The sequence below is a fragment of the Agarilytica rhodophyticola genome (assembly GCF_002157225.2).
Taxonomy (GTDB): Bacteria; Pseudomonadota; Gammaproteobacteria; order Pseudomonadales; family Cellvibrionaceae; genus Agarilytica; species Agarilytica rhodophyticola.
The window spans coordinates 437,354-456,017 of the sequence record NZ_CP020038.1; the positions used below are offsets into that span (position 1 = coordinate 437,354).

The 18,664-nt window shown below is 40.1% G+C and carries 18 protein-coding genes and 1 pseudogene; 11 read left to right on the forward strand and 8 right to left on the reverse strand.

Going from position 1 to position 18,664, the window contains the following annotated elements; all coding sequences use genetic code 11:
* The first annotated feature begins 5 nt into the window (after positions 1-5).
* The 4 genes from BVC89_RS01820 to BVC89_RS01835 all read left to right on the forward strand — a co-directional run bounded on the left by BVC89_RS01820 (position 6) and on the right by BVC89_RS01835 (position 5,113).
* Complete coding sequence (locus tag BVC89_RS01820; protein WP_086929595.1) at positions 6-956, forward strand: chemotaxis protein CheB; 951 nt, start codon at positions 6-8, stop codon at positions 954-956.
* Positions 949-1,428 (forward strand): chemotaxis protein CheW, encoded by a 480-nt coding sequence (locus BVC89_RS01825; RefSeq protein ID WP_086929596.1) that lies wholly within the window; start codon positions 949-951, stop codon positions 1,426-1,428. The genes BVC89_RS01820 and BVC89_RS01825 overlap by 8 nt, the downstream gene beginning before the upstream one ends.
* 306 nt (positions 1,429-1,734) lie before the next feature.
* Positions 1,735-3,765 carry an NADPH-dependent 2,4-dienoyl-CoA reductase gene (locus BVC89_RS01830; protein ID WP_086929597.1) on the forward strand — a complete coding sequence of 677 codons (2,031 nt, stop codon included), beginning with the start codon at positions 1,735-1,737 and terminating at the stop codon, positions 3,763-3,765.
* A 730-nt stretch (positions 3,766-4,495) separates the two neighbouring features.
* Positions 4,496-5,113 (forward strand): DUF4879 domain-containing protein, encoded by a 618-nt coding sequence (locus tag BVC89_RS01835; RefSeq protein WP_086929598.1) that lies wholly within the window; start codon positions 4,496-4,498, stop codon positions 5,111-5,113.
* 24 nt (positions 5,114-5,137) lie between these two features.
* Here the strand turns inward: BVC89_RS01835 and BVC89_RS01840 are convergent, their stop codons facing one another.
* The 6 genes from BVC89_RS01840 to yrfG all read right to left on the reverse strand — a co-directional run bounded on the left by BVC89_RS01840 (position 5,138) and on the right by yrfG (position 9,262).
* Positions 5,138-5,653, reverse strand: a complete 516-nt coding sequence (locus BVC89_RS01840; RefSeq protein ID WP_086929599.1) for a hypothetical protein — start codon at positions 5,651-5,653, stop codon at positions 5,138-5,140.
* A gap of 134 nt (positions 5,654-5,787) precedes the next feature.
* Positions 5,788-6,372: a Crp/Fnr family transcriptional regulator gene (locus tag BVC89_RS01845; RefSeq protein WP_086929600.1), complete on the reverse strand. Its 585-nt coding sequence runs from the start codon at positions 6,370-6,372 to the stop codon at positions 5,788-5,790.
* A gap of 63 nt (positions 6,373-6,435) precedes the next feature.
* The gene (locus BVC89_RS01850) at positions 6,436-7,158 is read right to left on the reverse strand and encodes a class I SAM-dependent methyltransferase (protein ID WP_216825071.1); all 723 of its coding nucleotides are present in this window, start codon (positions 7,156-7,158) and stop codon (positions 6,436-6,438) included.
* Between the two features lie 72 nt (positions 7,159-7,230).
* Positions 7,231-8,121, reverse strand: coding sequence for an Hsp33 family molecular chaperone HslO (gene hslO, locus BVC89_RS01855; protein ID WP_086929602.1), 891 nt, complete (start codon positions 8,119-8,121; stop codon positions 7,231-7,233).
* Between the two features lie 8 nt (positions 8,122-8,129).
* Complete coding sequence (locus tag BVC89_RS01860) at positions 8,130-8,528, reverse strand: RNA-binding S4 domain-containing protein (RefSeq protein ID WP_086929603.1); 399 nt, start codon at positions 8,526-8,528, stop codon at positions 8,130-8,132.
* An 83-nt stretch (positions 8,529-8,611) separates the two neighbouring features.
* Positions 8,612-9,262, reverse strand: coding sequence for a GMP/IMP nucleotidase (gene yrfG / locus BVC89_RS01865; RefSeq protein ID WP_086929604.1), 651 nt, complete (start codon positions 9,260-9,262; stop codon positions 8,612-8,614).
* A 67-nt stretch (positions 9,263-9,329) separates the two neighbouring features.
* Here yrfG and nudE point away from each other — a divergent pair, with 67 nt between their 5' ends.
* The 4 genes from nudE (at position 9,330) to BVC89_RS01885 (ending at position 12,269) form a co-directional block, all read left to right on the forward strand.
* Entirely contained in the window at positions 9,330-9,878 is a 549-nt protein-coding gene (gene nudE, locus BVC89_RS01870; RefSeq protein ID WP_086929605.1) for an ADP compounds hydrolase NudE, read from the forward strand.
* On the forward strand, positions 9,871-10,719 hold the full coding sequence (cysQ, locus tag BVC89_RS01875; protein ID WP_086929606.1) for a 3'(2'),5'-bisphosphate nucleotidase CysQ: 849 nt from the start codon (positions 9,871-9,873) through the stop codon (positions 10,717-10,719). Before nudE ends, cysQ begins: the two co-directional genes overlap by 8 nt.
* A 356-nt stretch (positions 10,720-11,075) precedes the next feature.
* Positions 11,076-11,282 carry a hypothetical protein gene (locus BVC89_RS01880; RefSeq protein ID WP_086929607.1) on the forward strand — a complete coding sequence of 69 codons (207 nt, stop codon included), beginning with the start codon at positions 11,076-11,078 and terminating at the stop codon, positions 11,280-11,282.
* A gap of 264 nt (positions 11,283-11,546) precedes the next feature.
* Positions 11,547-12,269, forward strand: a complete 723-nt coding sequence (locus BVC89_RS01885; RefSeq protein WP_086929608.1) for an SDR family oxidoreductase — start codon at positions 11,547-11,549, stop codon at positions 12,267-12,269.
* A 111-nt stretch (positions 12,270-12,380) separates the two neighbouring features.
* Here the strand turns inward: BVC89_RS01885 and BVC89_RS30670 are convergent.
* Positions 12,381-12,674 (reverse strand): annotated as a pseudogene (locus tag BVC89_RS30670) (2-amino-4-hydroxy-6-hydroxymethyldihydropteridine diphosphokinase); the annotation flags it as partial.
* An 83-nt stretch (positions 12,675-12,757) separates the two neighbouring features.
* Positions 12,758-16,222 (reverse strand): acyl-[ACP]--phospholipid O-acyltransferase, encoded by a 3,465-nt coding sequence (locus BVC89_RS01895; RefSeq protein ID WP_086929610.1) that lies wholly within the window; start codon positions 16,220-16,222, stop codon positions 12,758-12,760.
* A 154-nt stretch (positions 16,223-16,376) separates the two neighbouring features.
* Between BVC89_RS01895 and BVC89_RS01900 the strand changes: the two genes are divergently transcribed.
* The 3 genes from BVC89_RS01900 to BVC89_RS01910 all read left to right on the forward strand — a co-directional run bounded on the left by BVC89_RS01900 (position 16,377) and on the right by BVC89_RS01910 (position 18,660).
* The gene (locus BVC89_RS01900) at positions 16,377-17,114 is read left to right on the forward strand and encodes a helix-turn-helix domain-containing protein (RefSeq protein WP_086929611.1); all 738 of its coding nucleotides are present in this window, start codon (positions 16,377-16,379) and stop codon (positions 17,112-17,114) included.
* A gap of 392 nt (positions 17,115-17,506) precedes the next feature.
* Entirely contained in the window at positions 17,507-17,773 is a 267-nt protein-coding gene (locus BVC89_RS01905; RefSeq protein WP_086929612.1) for a hypothetical protein, read from the forward strand.
* A 536-nt stretch (positions 17,774-18,309) separates the two neighbouring features.
* Positions 18,310-18,660 carry a VOC family protein gene (locus tag BVC89_RS01910; RefSeq protein ID WP_086929613.1) on the forward strand — a complete coding sequence of 117 codons (351 nt, stop codon included), beginning with the start codon at positions 18,310-18,312 and terminating at the stop codon, positions 18,658-18,660.
* Positions 18,661-18,664 lie beyond the last annotated feature (4 nt).

An 18,664-nucleotide genomic window follows, 5' to 3' on the forward strand; every position in this document is an offset into this window, starting at 1 on the left:
GTTATGTGTCGTCGCTAAATATAGGCTTGTTAGCAGATAGCAGCATTCAGCTAAATAATTTGCAGGCGATTGTAAAGCATACACCCTTTCATGTTTCTTCTGCTTTGCTAACACGCCCTGATAACCTAGAGAGACTTGCTGAGGCTGATGTCTGGGTTGTGCGTGTCGATATGGAAGATGAGTGCGCACAAATGTTTTTTGATTACCTTGATAATATGAATGTCACGGTGATCTATGATGAAGCCGAATCCTACTCTTCTTTGGACATTGAAGAGCGAGCCAAACGTTTTTCAAAGAAAATAGAGGCTTGTGTATCGCAGACAAAAGAAGATTCCATAGGCTTAAAACGTGCTTCTTATGTCTGGGTTTTAGCTGCGTCCGCAGGTGGTGTAGAAGCGGTTATGGCATTTATTAAGCAAGTGCCTGAAGATATCGGAAATATAGCCTTTATCTATGTGCAGCACATGGATGAATACATGGCTGATAACCTGCTGAAAACCATAGGCCGTAATACTCACTGGGCGGTAAGTTATTGCACAAAGCCCAATATTATTTGTGAAAAAAGTATTTACTTGGTGTCGCCTTCGTCTGAACTTGAATTTAGTGACATTGGTGTAATGACGCCTACCAATACTGTATGGAATGGGCCTTACAAGCCTTCTGTGGATCATATTGTGGCTAAGATTTGGCGACACTATGGTAAAAATAGTGGTGTGATCGTATTTTCGGGTATGGGTAATGATGGTGCTAAAACCTGTCCGATGATAAAACACGCCGGTGGCCAGGTATGGGTACAATCATTGGAGAGTTGTGCCGTCGACTCCATGCCAAGAGAAGTCACTAATACAGACTGTGTGAGCTTTTCAGGCACGCCTGAGCAACTGGCTCATCATTTTGCTAATTATAATAGTCGATCAATTGTAAGTTCTAAGGATAAAGAGTCCAGCTATGAGTGAAAATCCTGTTGCTACAACCACCACATCTGACAAAGAAATTCCATGCATGCTACTGCCTATGAAAGGGCACGCACTATTGGTTCCTACGACTACTGTGGCGGAAATGAGCGTAGTAAAAGCATTAGACGATGCCAGTGGAGCACCCAAATGGCTGATGGGTTTATATTCATGGCGAGGTATCCAAGTACCTGTTATTTCAATCGAGAACCTCAATGGCTTGGGTGAAGCTGAGCTTAATCCCGATGGTCGTATCGCTATTCTCAATAGCGCTGGGGCCAGCCAGCAAGTACCTTTTATTGGTATCCACACACAAGGTATTCCTCGTATGGCTCGTATCGCCGAAGATGATATCGCCGAAAATGAAGAAGGTTCGCGTCGACCTTTTGATGTCATGGCGGTTAAAGTCGGTATGGAAGAGTTTTATATTCCAGATATTACGGCCATCCAAATGGCCTATGCCAACGTTATGTAAACTAATAAAGCGCTTTTTTCTTTAGCCAGTTAGGGTTTGTCTATAGGCCCTAACAAATAGACTTGTTGATTACATCATAAGTCCCTGCTCGTGTAATATCTCAAAGATACTTCTCTTTTGGATGGTTTAAGCGTCATATAAACTCTTCTCCAGCTGTGTAGTACCCCCTACTTTGACAAAAGACGCTAACAAAAATATGCTCAAAATTAACAAATGATAAGGACGGATTGCGTCTCGCTCAGGAAAATTGTTAACTCGTCTCGTTACGTATATTCCTAACAATAATAAACCTCATTGGAGAAATTTATGGCAACCGCTAACCCTCATTTTCCCAAGTTAATGGAACCTCTAGATCTAGGCTTCACTACCCTTAGAAATCGTGTCTTGATGGGATCTATGCATACGGGGTTGGAGGAGCAAGACGATGGTATCGAACGTATGGCGGCATTTTTCTCTGAACGCGCCCGTGGAGGCGTTGGTCTAATTGTGACTGGTGGTTTTGGTCCCAATGCAGAAGGTGCTACCCACCCTATGACAAAACTGCTTAAAAACGATGAGGATGCGCTCAAGCATAAAACTATTACTGACGCTGTACATAAGGAAGACGGTAAAATATGCATGCAGATATTGCATACTGGTCGCTACGCTTTTAATCCAAATTCGGTAGCCCCATCTGCTGTGCAAGCACCTATCAATCCTTACGTACCCAATGAACTCGACGAAGATGGCATCGAAAAACAAATTAATGACATAGTGCAAATGGCTGCATATGCTCAAGTGGGCGGCTATGATGGCGTCGAAATAATGGGCTCAGAAGGCTATTTTATTAATCAGTTTTTGGCTCGTCGAACAAATCATCGAGATGATCGCTGGGGCGGTGAATACGAAAATCGTATGCGCTTGGCGGTTGAAGTTGTGCGCAGAACACGAGAGCGTGTGGGCGAAAATTTTATCATTATTTATCGCCTTTCTATGCTCGACTTAGTAGAGGGTGGCAGTACCTATGAGGAAGTATTAGAGCTTGGCAAAGCCATTGAAAAAGCCGGTGCCACTATTATCAATACAGGGATTGGCTGGCACGAGGCACGTATTCCGACCATTGTCACTAAAGTCCCAAGGGCAGCGTTTACTTGGGTGACCGCTAAATTCCGCGACGCTCTTAATATTCCAGTCATCACATCTAACCGTATTAACACGCCTGAAGTTGCAGAGGAAGTTTTGGGGCGTGGCGATGCAGATATGGTGTCGATGGCACGACCATTTCTAGCCGATGCATTCTTTGTTGAAAAGGCCGAGCAGGGCCGTAGTGATGAAATTAATACGTGTATTGGTTGCAACCAAGCTTGTCTTGATCATGTGTTTGTAGGCAAGATGACCAGTTGTTTAGTGAACCCACGTGCTTGTCATGAGACAGAATTAATTATCAGTTCCAGTGAACAGCATAAAAAATTAGCTGTGATCGGTGCAGGTCCTGCAGGTTTAGCTTTTGCGGTTACCGCTGCCGAGAGAGGCCATAAAGTTACTTTGTTTGACTCTGCCAGTGAGATCGGTGGCCAATTTAATATTGCTAAATTGATTCCAGGCAAAGAAGAGTTCTATGAAACAATACGTTATTTTAATAAACAAATAGAACTCAATAACATTGAAGTACTTCTCAATACGCGTGTCACGGCTGAAGATTTAAATCAAGCTGACTTTGATGAAGTAATTATTGCGACGGGTATTAAACCTCGTACACCGGAAATTGCAGGGATTGAACACGCTAAAGTGTTAAATTACCTCGATGTTCTTAAACACAAAAAAACTGTTGGCAAAAAAGTAGCTGTTATTGGTGCTGGTGGTATTGGCTTTGATGTCTGCGAGTACTTAACACATGAAGGTGAATCCAAAAGTCAAAATATCGAAGCTTTTATGAAATCATGGGGTGTGGATATGACGCTAAAAGCCCGTGGAGGAATCGAAGGCGTTGAGGCGCAAGTAAGTCCTTCGCCAAGAGAAGTTTATTTGCTGCAAAGGAAAGAGAAAAAAGTTGGCGCGGACTTAGGCAAAACATCTGGCTGGATTCATCGTATGGAATTAAAACACAAAGGTGTCAATATGATGCCTGGTTGTGTTTACCAAAAAATAGACGATGAAGGCCTGCATGTAAGCGTTGGAGGGAAGGATGTTATCCTGGATGTAGATAATGTCATTATTTGTGCTGGTCAAGAACCTCTGCGTGAATTAGAAGAGGGCTTAGATAAGCCTTATCATTTAATTGGTGGTGCAGATATAGCGGCGGAACTTGATGCTAAGCGTGCTATTGATCAAGGTACAAGGTTAGCTGCTGAAATTTAGAATTCTTATCTTATTACATTGGTGTTAGTAGACCCTAGTGAAGAGAAGAATGGGTTTATCAAATGAAGCTCAATTTGAGCTTCATTTTATATCTCTTGTCGATAGTTAGACGTCCATATTTAGAAAAGCAGAATGAACGTATTCTTTTGACTATTTACTTACAGTTGATAAGTCTTAGTTATAAAAGTTTTAGTTGTCATAATAAATTTAAATGCAGTGAACCACCATTATTTTTATTCTACGAATAGCCTTGCTGAAGATACATTAATGCTTAATGTTATTTAGCTTAATTTCGAAAAAGATGAGCTGCTACTTGTCTCCACACTTATTCATTATTATCAAGTATAAACCTCCAATATTAATAGCTCTTGCTTGCTCTAAGAGATGTTAAGCCGACAATAAATAAGACGCCTCTAGTTACATAGATATATTGTTATGGGCATTTCGAGAGTCATGTTCAAGAGCTTTAAGCATTCGCAAAATTATGTCATTGATGATTTACCAGAGAATAGCAAATCCCGGGTGACGTCCAAACCATCTACTCCACGCCTTATCACTTGAAAGATTTATTTAAAAACGATAGCTAGTTTTTGCCATTTTAATAATGTTGCTAAAAGCGCTTTGATAAAGTCGTAAGACTCATCACACTATAAATATACCTATGCTAGGATTTTCTTCGCGTGAAAACGCAATGTCATAAAATACCTGTAATTACTTTAAGGATGATCCTATGAAAAATACATTATTAACTTTGATTTTAGTTGTGATAAGCAGTGTTTTTTCTACCAATGTAATGGCAGCCGATATTGAAGCAGGCGTTGTTAAAAATGTTCCGAATCAGTTAGATATCATTCAAGATGACCCGTTTTATTTATCACCCTCAGATTTAGCGGGAGTTGATATAGATGCATCAATATTAGAATCTGATTTTTCCAAGAAGGAAAATCTCGCTGCAAATTTAAATAAAATGGGCCCAGCCCCTGGCATTTCTTACTTTGAAATTGCTGCTGTAGTTTCAGTCAGTTATCCCTTCCTAGATGAGGTTCTTGCCAACCAATTTTCAACGAATGAGGATCATGGTGGCGGTCAGGTAAGAGTTTATGTTTTCCAATTTGGGTACGGTAATACCAACAATGCTACCTTTGCAGGTTCAAGTGTAGCGGCTACATCTTCAACTCCACGATGCGGATCAAATTTATCTCAGTGTAGTGCTGGCCAAACAGTAACAGGGTTTTTACATCAATTCGATTTCTTTGGGCCTACAAATGTAAGTGGGCAGGTAAACGTGTCTGCAAACTCAATAGCTTTTCCTTTTGGGTTTTGGAGCGACTCTGTATTCATTCGATAAATTATTATTACAACGCATTGGCTCTTACCCAATGCGTTGTAATATATTAACAATTTTACTGGCTGACTGAATGGCTTGGTGAGAGTTATTGCCATATTGCTTCATCATTTCAAGGTCGTTACGCATATTCTCTAAATGATTACGTGGCGCACTTAAGTCTTCATTGATTCCCGATGGGCGAAACATATCCAGCATTTCACTGCCCGAGATAAGATTATTGTCATAAAGCTCCTTTGCCATTGCCATTACCTCATGACCTGAAATATTGGTTACATTATATTTATCCGATATTTCTTGCCACTTCGTTTCTGCTTGCTGTGCTGTCCTGCTGATAGAAACTGTATCGCTGTGCACTTCTGGTGATGTAGACTTCTCTCGCACCTCACTGGTAGATATTGCTTTATTAGACTCGGTAGTTGCATTACTTACTTCTACATGTTGCGGCAATAGTCTGCCGCTTGAGGAATGTTTAGGTGAAATAGTTGCCGCCTGATTATGGTGTGCCAGGTTATATGTGTGTTGTGTACCAGTAATATGCATATCTTACCTCCTGAAATGACCGATATACATGTGTAGAGCAATAGCTGTGCCGTTTTTTTAATACAGGCTCATCCAGTTTTTTGACTGGCTATCGAAGTAGAATACTATATTTTTTGAGCAAGCTATCTGAATTATTATAATTCGATTTTTTTTCTTAACCGTGAAAGGGATACAGGGGTGATACCTAGGAAGGAAGCAATATGGTATTGGGTTAGTTTGGCACAGAGTTGGGGATATTCTCGATGGAACCAACGGTATCGTTGTTCCGCGTTGCCCAGTAGGAGTTTTGCTTCTTTGCGAGCATTTTTAATAAAGACTTCTTGCATAAGCTTTATTTCTAAGCGAAGCCAGTCGGGGCTTCGTGTACTTATTTTACAGAGCGATTGGTAGTCGGCTTCAAGTAAGTGTGTAGGTTCAAGTGCTTGTACATATATTTGACTGGGCTCATCAGCAACGATGGCACTTACTGGAGCTAAGGCTTCATTTTCTTGGTAAAAGTGTTGGTTAAACTCTTGTCCTGATTGATCAATATAATAAACTCGCAGCAAACCTTCAAGAATAAAACATAAGCTTCGGCAATTATCACCAGCTTTTATCCAGTGTTCGCCGGGCGCAATTTTTTTATAATGAAACTGGTCAGCGATAACTTGCCACTCTTCAATAGGCGATTGCAGTACTTTTTCAAAAGCATATTTTAATTGAGTAGTGGCGTCTTTCATTAATAAATTTTCTACCTTTTTACAAGAGGTTGTAACTTTTTATTTAGTCATTACTTTTTATGATTAGCATTTTTTGCAAACTAAAAAAATTTCACCAATATCATTCATATTAGGCAAACCATCCATAAGGTCTAAAGGTTTTTGACGGCGGGCAACATAGGGGAAAATACGGTTGTACCACCACATAGCTCTTTTAGAATCATTCTTTAAAAACCACATGCCGATATCTGTTATTCGCGATGATTTAGGTTTCATGCCGAATATCGCACTTTTTTGTACTTCGAATCCATTATCTTTTAAAAGTTTGATTAAATGCGATGGTTCGTAGCGGCGATAATGTCCAACAAAATCGTCAAAAGGTGTCCACCATTTCTCGTGCAGAGGAGTAGATAATAATAAAGTGGTCTCATCGGCGGCGACTCGAGATAATTCTGAAATAGCCGCTTCATCATCTTCTACATGCTCAATAATATCGAGGGCACATATTAGGTCGAAAGAATTGTTTTCAAAAGGTAAATTGCATATAGATGCGATACTTGTTTTACCACCATTTTGCTTTAAAGTATCGAGCGCTGCAAAACTAATATCGACAAAATGCGTGTTGTCGATTGGAAGACGAGGTCTCAAACCAGGCGCTACTTCTAAACGACGAGAATGCTGGCTTAACAAACTGTTGACAAGCGGCCAGGTATTGTAATGATGGGCTTCTAATAGCCAGGCGCCATCCCACAAACTATCATAAACTTGGCGATTTTTTTCCAGCAAATTTACATTATTATTTATCAAAAACAGCGCCTTATAATTGTAGAGTAACTAGATTTAGCAAGTACTTAATCGCCCATCATTAAGCTTATACGATCAGTGGAGTAGATTATTTTTACGCTCGAAAATTTCGTCTAGATCTTTTTCTCCAAAATGATAAACCTTGCCACAAAATTCACAGTCTATAGAAATAATATCCCTTTCCTGTAGTAAAGCTTGTGCATCATCATAGCCGATAGATTTGAGCGCATTGCCGCTGCGTTCTTTACTGCAACTACACCTAAATACAATCGGTTTTGCATCGAAAACGCGGCACTGCATTTCGTGGAACAAACGTAACAGTACTTGTTCATTTTCCAGCTCAAATAATTCTTTTGCTGATAATGTCATAGCCAGCTGTTTGGCTGTTTGCCATAAGTCTTCACGCTTCTCTTCATCAGTGACCAACTGTTTTGGCAAGCATTGTAAAAATAAGCCACCACAGCGGCCTGCATCACTATAAAGCTGGATTTGTGTAGGCAATTGTTCCGAGTTACTAAAATAGTCTTGCAAACACTCGGCAAGCGTATTGTTTGTAATCGCAATAATACCTTGATAGCGCTTGCCTTTGTTTGGCTCGATGGTGATTGTTAGTACGCCATTACCCAGCAATTGAGGTAAGCTAATATCATCGAATGACATAGCACTTGAATCGGCGTCAGGTTGTAGCCGCAAAATACCTCTCAAGTGTCCCTCATGGTTCGTTTCCGCCATAATCAGCGCCACATTGCCCTGTCCTCTGGCTTGTAGGGTTAGTGTGCCTTCAAATTTTAAAACTTCGGCCAGTAAGGCCGCACCAGCCAAAAAATCACCGAATATTGGTGTCAGTGCTTTGGGAAAAGTTTGGTGCTGATAAGCTGCCTGAAAAGTATCTTCGATGGCGACAATTTCTCCACGAATATCTGTGTCATCAAATAGAAATCGGTTAATGTAATCGTTGGTACTCATGTTTTTCCTTATTCGTCCAGTATCTCGCGTTTTATACGCTGTAACTGACGCCGCTCTTTGGTGTTCGGCTTAGTTGGTGTTTGTGCTGTTGCACCAAAAGCCTTGCGTTCTTCTGTTCGTTTTTCTCTTTGTTCGAGACTTTCTTGTGTTTCTTGATAAAGTTTTTGTGCCTCAGGCGCACCTTTGCGTTGCTCCGATAAGCCGCAAATACGCACAGTTTTCTCGTCCCAGCCTTGGCGTATAGTCAAAACATTACCGACTTCTACCTCTTTACTGGACTTTATTCGGTTGCCATCCAAGCGCACTTTACCACCCTCAATAGCATGTTTGGCTATCGATCTGGTCTTAAAAAAGCGTGCCGCCCACAACCATTTATCTATGCGTAGTTTCGTTGGTGAATCGCTCATAAGCTCTATTTAAAGTAACGGTTTGTAATACAAGTGTTTAGGTATTTATCTTGAATCGTATTCAATAGCTTCTCGACAATCACCTAAGGCATAATTTGCTCAAAGTGCTCTATACCCAGAAACTCCTCGGGCAAGTGCGAAGGTCGCATGCTGTCAGGAGAAGTAATGCATACGAGATGCTCTATACCAAAAGTTTGTGCACTGCGCAGTATGCGCGGTGTATCGTCAATAAATATTGTACGAGACCTATCAAAAGATTCTTTTTCGATCAACTGGTGCCAAAACGCTTGTTCTTCTTTCGGTGTTTGGAATTCATGCGAGGAAATAACAATATCAAGCCATTTATCTATATTGGTGACATCTAGCTTAATTTCCAAGCCTATAGGATGAGAATTAGTGATTAATACGAGTTTTTTGCCCATATCTTTCAAACGAATAAGAAATTGCTCTGCGAAGGGGCGAACTTTAATCTTATGGCGTATTTCTCCCTTGAGTTGGGCCATATCCATTTGTGTAAGCTGTGACCAATGATCTAAGCAGTACCATTGCAGCGTTCCCTCATATTCGCGTATCTTCGCCACTAAGTACTCTTGCGCCTCTTCAGCACTTATTCCATGGGCCTGGGCATAACGTTCTGGTAGATGGTGAAACCAGAAATAATGATCAAAGTGCAGATCAAGTAAGGTGCCATCCATGTCTAAAAGTACGGTATCTATCGTTTGCCAATCAATCATAAACGGTATAATGCCCAGTTATATTAGTTAACAGGTGCTAATTTACCACCAGTCTTAGGAGACTATTATGCCTCAACCCCCCAAAATTCTCACTCGCCAAGAAGTGGATGGTAGCCACCTATTCAAAGTTGATAGAGTTGATCTTGAATTCAGCAATGGTGAAAGGAGAACCTACCAATATCTCAAGTCTGGCCAAACAGCTGCCGTTATTATTGTGCCTATGCTGGATGACAAAACTGTGCTTCTGATTGAAGAGTTTGCCATTGGTTTAGAACGCTATGAGCTAGGCCTGCCTAAAGGACGTGTTGACCCTGGCGAAAACCATATTCAAGCGGCGAATCGAGAGCTTAAGGAAGAAGCTGGCTACGGTGCGAGAAAGTTGGACATGCTAAGTTGCTTATCTCAGTCACCTAATTACATGCAACACCAGACTCAGATTGTGCTAGCGCGAGACCTCTATCCTGAAAAGCTTGAAGGTGATGAACCAGAACCGATGCGGGTTTGTCCGTTCTCTATTGATGATATCCCGGCAATTACGGCATTGGAAAACGTTTCTGAGGCACGCACCATTGCTGCGCTCTACATGGCTCGTGACTGGATGCACAATAATGCCTGAGCAACCGCTATCTCCTCTTAATTACAATGAGCTTATTGATCAACTTATTCCTATATGCAGTGAAGCCGCTAAGGCAATACTTGATGTTTATTATGGAAGCGATAGCTTTGATGTAGCAACTAAGTCAGACGATTCTCCTGTGACCAGAGCGGATCTCGCTGCTAACAGCATTATTTATTCGCGCCTACAAGCATTAACACCAGACATCCCGATTATCACTGAGGAAATGGAGCTTGCGCCTTACAGAGAGAGAAAAAATTGGTCGTGCTATTGGTTAGTTGATCCCCTTGATGGCACTAAAGAATTTATTAAGCGTAATCATCAATTTACGATAAATATCGCTCTAGTGGAGCGAAATAGGGTCAAAATGGGAATTGTTTATGTCCCCGTTTCACATACTATTTATGGCGGTATTGTTGGCGAAGGAGCCTTTAAAACTGTCGATTCTGAACGTTGTAGTATTCGTACAAGAAACCTTGAACAACGGCTGCAAGAGAGTCAAGCCATTGAGGTTGTTGCCAGTATTAACCACTGTAACGATGCCACTAACAAGATTATTTCTGACCTAGAAAGTAACATCGCTAAAGTATCCAGGCGTTCGATTGGTAGTTCACTAAAATTTTGTTTGCTGGCTGAAGGTGTTGCTGACGTATATCCGCGTATGGCTCCTACATGCGAATGGGATACCGCCGCTGCCCAGGCTGTGCTTGAAGCTGCTGGTGGTGTAGTTTATCAATTAAATTTAACGCCATTAAAATATAATACCAAAGATAATCTGTTAAACCCTTATTTTATTGCCTGTGGCGATAAGACCTATGATTGGAATTTCTTGGCTAACTAATCAGATTTGCCCTGCTCGGGGGCTCTTGATAAGCGATTTAGGTATAAAGCTCTTAGTTTTATTTAAAAAATAACGATAAAAACAAGTAATTAAAAATTCGTTTTAATTCGTTAAAAAGCCTAATTTATTCGTAAAAATACGCTTTTTTTACTCTTTTAAAATAAAAAGTTTTTGTTGTTTTTTTTGAAAAAAATGCCACACAAAAAAAATATCACAATTTGAGTCAATGAAAGGAATTCGACGACTAAATATAATTTTGTTTAACTAATGTATACCAAGATATGCTATTAATATTTGCCCAGCTCCGAAATTTTACCTGAGCGATTAAAGTAGTATGTTTAAGGTATGAGTGAACAATGACAAGACTTAGACCGAAATTATTGGAAAATAGGAATTTTAACGATAGCGACGCGCTTATTAGCCAATTGAAAAGGGAAATTTCTTGTTTAGAACGACAGTTTGAAAGACTCAAATTGCTTGATGGTAAGCTCGACACAGGTACCGCTAATACCTATCGCGATATGATTTTTAGTCGAAAGGAAATGTTGCAAAACCTTATATGACAATGTCATATGGGCTTTGCAGCTTTAGCACTAGCATTTATATTTTCGTTAATTCCAATTGCCAATACAATATACAGCATTATTTCCCCGGGCATAATAATGGTTGTGCTCAATACTTTGTGGTGTATGAATACTCGCACGAAGTTTTAAATCATCGTAAACTAGAGCTTGTTTAGTTATATTAGCAGGCGTCAGCTGCCCGAAGTTTGGCTCATGCATCCTTATGGGGCTAAATGAAATAGTTTACATGGTAAAAATTTAAAAATGAATAAAGGTAAGATTCTTATAACGGGTGCCAGCCGGAGGCTAGGGCTTTTTCTGTGTCGTAATTTTTTAGGGAGCGGCTATCAGGTATTGGCTTTAACTCGCTCTTCATCTTCCGAACTAAGGGATTTAGCACGTGACGAGTCGCTGCGTATTATTGAAGTGCAGAACTACCAAACAGGCTCTGTGCAGTCTGCAATAGAGAATATAAAGTCCACAGAAGATAAGCTGTTTGCAATTGTTCACAACAGTTCCGTATTTGAGAAAGATAGTTTAGAGGGTGTTTACTCTGCTGAAAACTATCACTCATTATTTGAAATTCACATGAGTTTGCCTGCACAGTTAAATTTTGGTTTAGCTGATCTTCTTTACGATGATGATAACCCTGGTAATATAATTCACGTAACAGATATATACGCAGATAATCCTAATTCAGATTATATCCTCTACTGCTCTACCAAAGCCGCTTTAGAAAACCTATCAAAAGGTTTTGCCAAAAAATTCGCACCAGGTATAAGAGTGAATGCTATTCAACCCGGTCCTATTAAGTTCCTACCGAGTCATAGCGAAGAACAAAAACAAAAAGTATTGGATGAAACACTATTGCAATACGAGGGAGGCTTTATGCCAATCTATCAAGCTATCAGCGGCGTTTTGCAAAATCCGTATATGACTGGAAGTAGTATCAAAGTCGACGGTGGCAGGGCCCTTGGACGAGGGTAAGCCAAAGCTTGTCAGATCGACACTGTGAGATTGCGTGTCGATAACTTCTTTAATATAAAGCTCTTTTTGTTGATCAAGAAAATTGTTATCTTGGTCTTTCGAAAAACCTAATATATCTATATCTGCCACACGATCCTTTTTACTTCTTTGAGGATCGCTGCGGTCACGGCCCAAAGTTATTTCTATAGAGTTTAGAATGTTTTTAACTTCAACTTCGTTTTTTGGCGAAAAGGCAATTGCTATTGAGTTAAGAAAAACATTTTGACTCACAATATTTTGAGGTTGTGTATAAACGAAAGGATATATAACTATAGGGCCAAAGTGTTGACTTAACATTTTGACTATATTAACCGCATTATGCTCCGGCTCAATATTAGTGCCTATTGAAAAATAATAAAACATCATATTGACCCTGTTTTAAGTGTACTCAACTTTAACCGTTAGTTAATCCGGCACATTAATAGCTATTAACATACCGGATTAAAAAATTAAGCAAAAGCCTCTTTGGCAATAAGTTTTGCTTTAGAAAAATCTGTCTTACCCGTACCAAGTTTGGGCAGCGTTTCAACTCGTAATATTTGTGAAGGGATCATCAAAGTATTGCAAGCGTTTTCTATCATAGCAGATTTCACATCGGCTAATGTAATATCAATATCACTTAGGAGAATTATTTTCTCACCTTTTTTGTCATCGGGCAGGTTTATCGCAACCACTTCTAGTTCAGGGTACTGCTGTTGTAAACTTGAACAAATAGCATTCTCGACAGCCGCAAGGCTTATCATTTCTCCACCAAGTTTGGCAAAGCGTGAATAGCGATCGACAATGGTTAAAAAACCATCGCTGTCTAAACGTCCTTTGTCACCGGTAACATACCAGCGTGTATTATTTATATATTTGATAACCTCTTCGGTTTTCTCTGTATTATTAAGATAACCTTGCATTACTTGGGCGCCGCCAATCAATATCATACCATCGGTATCTGTCGGTAATTCCTGCCAAGTTTCAGGGTCTACAATTTTAAAGCTGGTGCCTGGTAAAGGCATGCCCACAGTGCCAATTTTGCCACCGAGCTGTACTTTCCAATAATTAATATCCAATGAATCGGGCAAGTTAACGCCGGCTACAGGAGTTGTTTCTGTTGCGCCATAACCTTCGAAAATATCTTTATTGAACTTTAACTTAAATGCTTGTCGTACCTCGGGATTAAGCTTTTCTGCTCCAGAGATAACAACGCGCAAGCTATTGAGCATTAATGGATGAACTTTGCTGTTACGGCAGTACAAGCGTAAGAAAGTTGATGTACCACACATAATGGTTGCTCGATATTTGGCAACAGCCTTACTAATCCCTACTACATCTGTAGGGTCAGGATGACATACCAAGGGGAGCCCTTCAATTAATGGTAAAAATTGCGTAACTGTCAGGCCAAAAGCATGGAACAGTGGCAGTGATGCCATAACCACATCTTTATCTTCCATATTAAGTACATCTGAAATTTGCTTTAAGTTAGCCATAAAATTAACGTGGCTGAGCTTTATTCCTTTTGGAGCACCCTCACTACCGCTGGAAAATAAAATTGCAGCAGTACTATCACTGTTCTGTTTGCGACAATACAAAGGTTTAAGTATCCAGCTTGGAAGAATTTTAACCAGAGCGAAGGTGGTGACAAATTCCGCTTTAGAGATTTCTGATTTTATATCTTCAAGATAAATTACTTTGCTGGCAGTCAAGGCTTCAGCTAAATCTATTCCCTTGGCTTCAAGCTTTTTTAAGAATTTCTTCGAGGTATAAACAGTTTTAATCTCCGCCTGCTCGATAGCAGATTTTACGGCTTGCGTACTGGCGGTATAATTCAGATTGACGATCGTCTTGCCTAATAACAAGGTCGCCATATTGGCAAGCATGCCACCTGCGCTAGTAGGTACCAGCAGGCCAATGTTTTGTTCTGGACTTATATTTTTAATTCTTTTGCTAAAGGCGATAGCCGCAGTTAAGGCCCGCAAGGCAGATAATGGTTCACTGGTAGTATCTGCTATCGCCATTTCGCTTCCCTGACGTTTTGATGTTTCTATCCAAGCATGTGCCAAGGTAGGTAATGTATTAGCATGGCTTTGCCAAGAACTGATGGATAAATCAAACACGCGTCGTTTTAGTACATCAGCAGTTGTCATTCGGTCTATGGGTTCTCCAAAGGCAACCACAATATCTCGTTTCCAGGCAGCTTTATTATGATGCTTTAATTTTTCTGACGAGCGAGAAAATTGGCTACCCCAAAGCCCTCTTAGATAAAAAGGTAAAATCACTACATTTTCATCGGCTGCTTGTGCTGCATGTTCGTAGCCACGTCTAAATTCTGCCAAGTGGCCTGTGCGGCTGAGAGTGCCTTCGGGAAACAAGCACACAACATTCCCTTGGTTTAGTAGATCAGTAACAATGTTGAGAGAGTTCTTACTATTGGGGCCTTGCTCAATGGGTACACAGCCAAAAAGTTTGAAGAACCATGTTAAGTACCAGCGCTCATAAATACTTTTGAGCATGACAAATTGTACAGGACGAGGGCTTGCTATTTGCACGATGGCCCAGTCTATCCAGCTAATATGGTTGCCTAAAAGTAATACGCCACCGCTACTGGGGATATTCTTCATACCTTGCACATTTACGCGGTAGCGTCGTGACATAAGGTAAGACAGTATGAAACGCACCAAGCTTTGGGGCAGCTTATAAACTGTATAACAACCGCCAACAACGGCAAATATTGCGGTAAGAAATAACAACTGCTTACTACTTATGCCAGCGAAGGCAAATACCGCTGCAAGCACTAGGAAAAACAACATGGAAATATTTTGAATGAGGTTATTTCCTGCTAGTACTTTCCCTAGCTCTTTTTCTTCGGCGTAAAATTGAATCATGGCATTTAAAGGGACGATAAACATTCCTCCCATGGTGCCTATAAACAAAAAGCTCAGTCCCATAAACAGCTGACTCGTAAGAGTTGGCAATACCCAAAGACCAATGGCAATTCCGGCTGCGCCAATAGGAATCAAGCCTGTTTCGATATAATTTTTGGAGACACGGCTGGCAATGATGGAACCTATAGCAATGCCCAAACCTGTCGATGCAAGAATAGCCTGAATAACGATGGTATTTACTTCGCCAGTCTGTTCTTTTGCAAAAGCGGGGAAGGAGGCAAGCATGACTTGACCAATAGACCAAAACATTGCCAAACCAATTATAGATAGACGAATAATATCCCGCTGTAATATGGGTTGAAGATTTTGCTTAACTAACTTGCCAGAAGCGTAGGCTTTAATGTCGAAAGCTTCACTCGTCTCGGGGTAATCCTTCTGTGGTAAACGATACATCATCACTAGTTCGACGATACTGTTAAACACTAAAATCACGCCAATAGGAACCAATGTTGTTAGAATCTCAGAAGTGTTCGCTGGGTCTTCTGGATACATCGACTCGAATAAGATAGAAAACACCAAGGTGCCAGATAGAATTGCGATAATAGAGATAGCAGACACAACACCATTGGCTTCAGCTAAGTGTTGTTTACCAAAAAAGCCTCTGATATAGCCAAATTTGGCAGGCGAATAAAACGCTGACTGAGCCGCGAGCAGGAAGGTCATTGCAAAGGCAATCCAGAACCAGCCAAAGGCATAGCAAACTGTGATGCCTACGGTTAGGAAGACCGCGGCCCATGCCGCCTTCTGCATGACTGCGTGCTTAGGGTAGCGATCTGAAGTATGGCCTGCTGGACTAAATAACAGGATAAATGGCAATAGAATCAAACCATTGATGATAGCTGTCAGAATGACCTGCTCTTTGCCATCATACATTTTGAAAATAGTGTTTTGGATGACTATCTTATGACCCAAGTCGACAAAAGCATTGAGGAAAACCGCAATCAGGAATGGCAAGGCGCCAGCATGTTTAAATAGGTTTTTCATGAGCAAGTCCAAGTTTTGTTTATTTGTGAAATTAGTGTTGCTATATTGATCTTAAGTGCTCGATTTTGCAACTTTAAACTAATATGGCGTATTATAGTTCACTTAAAGTATTATTTTTTGATACCTTTAGTTGGTCAATCATCGAGTAGATATTATGGCTCAAACACCGGCATTACTAGCAACTCTAAAAAAACAGCTCAAAGCTCATGGTAAAACCTACGCTGATTTAGCACTGGCCTTAGATTTGAGTGAAGCATCGGTAAAACGTTTATTTGCCGAGCAAAGTTTCACCTTACAACGTTTGGAGGCCGCCTGCGCATTTATTGGTATCCAGTTGGAAGAGCTAGTTGGACTCATGGCACAGGAACAATTACAACTAAGACAGCTTACAGAACAGCAGGAAAAAGAGATTGCAGAAGACTTACTGTTATTACTGGTTACAGTCAGTGTTATTAACGGATTTACTATGCGCGATTTACTCGAGCAGTATGAGATTAGTGAAGTAGAGTGTATTCGTAAGTTGGCCCACCTTGACCGTTTAAAAATTATTGAGCTACTACCGAATAACCGTGTGAAACTGCTGGTTGCTCCCAATTTTAGATGGTTGCCCAACGGCCCTATACAGAAGTTTTTTTTGGAAAAGGTTCAGCGGCAATTTTTCACCAGTCAATTTGACGATGAAGATCAAAAACTTATTGTTCTCAATGGTATTTTATCCAAAGCTTCCAACTCTGAGCTACAGAAGAAAATGCAACGCCTCGCGCGCGAGTTTAATGAACTTATGCAAAGTGATGCAGGTGTTCCTATGTCTGAAAGATTTGGAACTACTATGGTAATGGCAATGCGACCTTGGGAATACGAATTGTTTAAGCAATACCTCCGTTCCAAATAGCAAAAATGATGAACGTGGAACCTCCAGCATAAGGATCTACATTTTCAATTTCCTAATAATACTGGATTCTATCAAAGCGGTTTTTTGTGCTAAATGCACATAGATTAAGCTTAAGTTTGCAGAAATATAAAAGCATCCTATTGAATAGGAAGATACACATATTTCCTATGAATATCTTGGCAATATAAAAGTCTTATAAAAAGTTAATTTTTTTTGGCGCCGTATTGCCTTTTTGTGCGCTGTTTTTCTTAAATATTTAAATAACTTTTATTAAGATCAATTTGATCTAATGTTTAAATATAAAAATGGCGACTGCGTCGATTTTTTTTTCAGTTTCTAGTCTATCTTTATAAGTTCAGAAGCCTTTAAAACATAGAGTGCGGAGTTGAACTATGCAAGATAGATCTTGGATGCTTAATCCAAAAGCGATACGACAAGCAAAGCAATGCATAAATTTAATTAAGAGTTTGACTGGAAAGCGTGTAAAACTTTCAGATCCAGACTTCATTCAAGTATTACATGAGCATGTGGAAAAAACAGGCTCACGTAACTTGCGCGATGCTTATACAAGATTAATCGCCATGGCAGGTGTCGGTTTTGTCGTACAAAGTTTAAGACCCCAACATGAGTCCTTTAATATGACGGCTAAAAAAGCCTAGCTTATTCTAGTAAGTCTTTTGAAATTGTAATGAGATCATTTGAGAAGTAGGAAACCACTTAAGAAATAGAACTAGGGAATGTTAGAAAATGGATAGATAATACAAATGGCACGGATAGCGCATATGGTATAGATTCTAGGTTTCTAGCTAGATAGCTAGAAACGAGTAGCGAGTAAATAGAACGAGTATTTAATTAAGATCTAGATTTAATATTTATTGCTTTATTCGGTGTTAGCACCAGTTTGAATACACAAGCTTCTTTTTTCGCACTCAGCAGAGGGTTATTAGCGTGATAACCCCCAAGCTGGCGGCAATTAGAACGCTTATTAACACTGCCATAATCATATTCATCATATCCATAATTTATTAAAAATATTTTTCCACTACTTTTTAAGTTAGAAATATGACGGTGGTCTGTATTCCGTTAATCTGGTTAGTACTTATGGCGGCTTAATATTTATCATTTGTAATGAGCCAAGAGAGTTCTATATGATATTATTATGTGAATTCTTGTGCCTAACTGGTGTGTCTATAATATGAATGATAATCACATTAACTATGTAGAATTTGCTGCGAGCAACTTTAAAGCGACTCAAGACTTCTTTGCAAAAGCTTTCGGTTGGACTTTCCAAAGTTGGGGCGAAGATTATTGCAGTTTTAGTAATGCTGGGTTAGAAGGTGGTTTTTATCGTTCGGACAAACTTAGCAAATACGAGCAAGGAGCCCCTCTAATAGTGCTTTATAGCAAACAGCTGGAAGCGACTCAGCGCATGGTCGAAGAAGCCGGCGGTAAAATTGTGGCGCCTATTTTTAGCTTTCCGGGGGGGCGCCGTTTTCATTTTTGTGAGCCTAGTGGTAATGAGCTTGCAGTGTGGTCAGAAAAGTAAAATA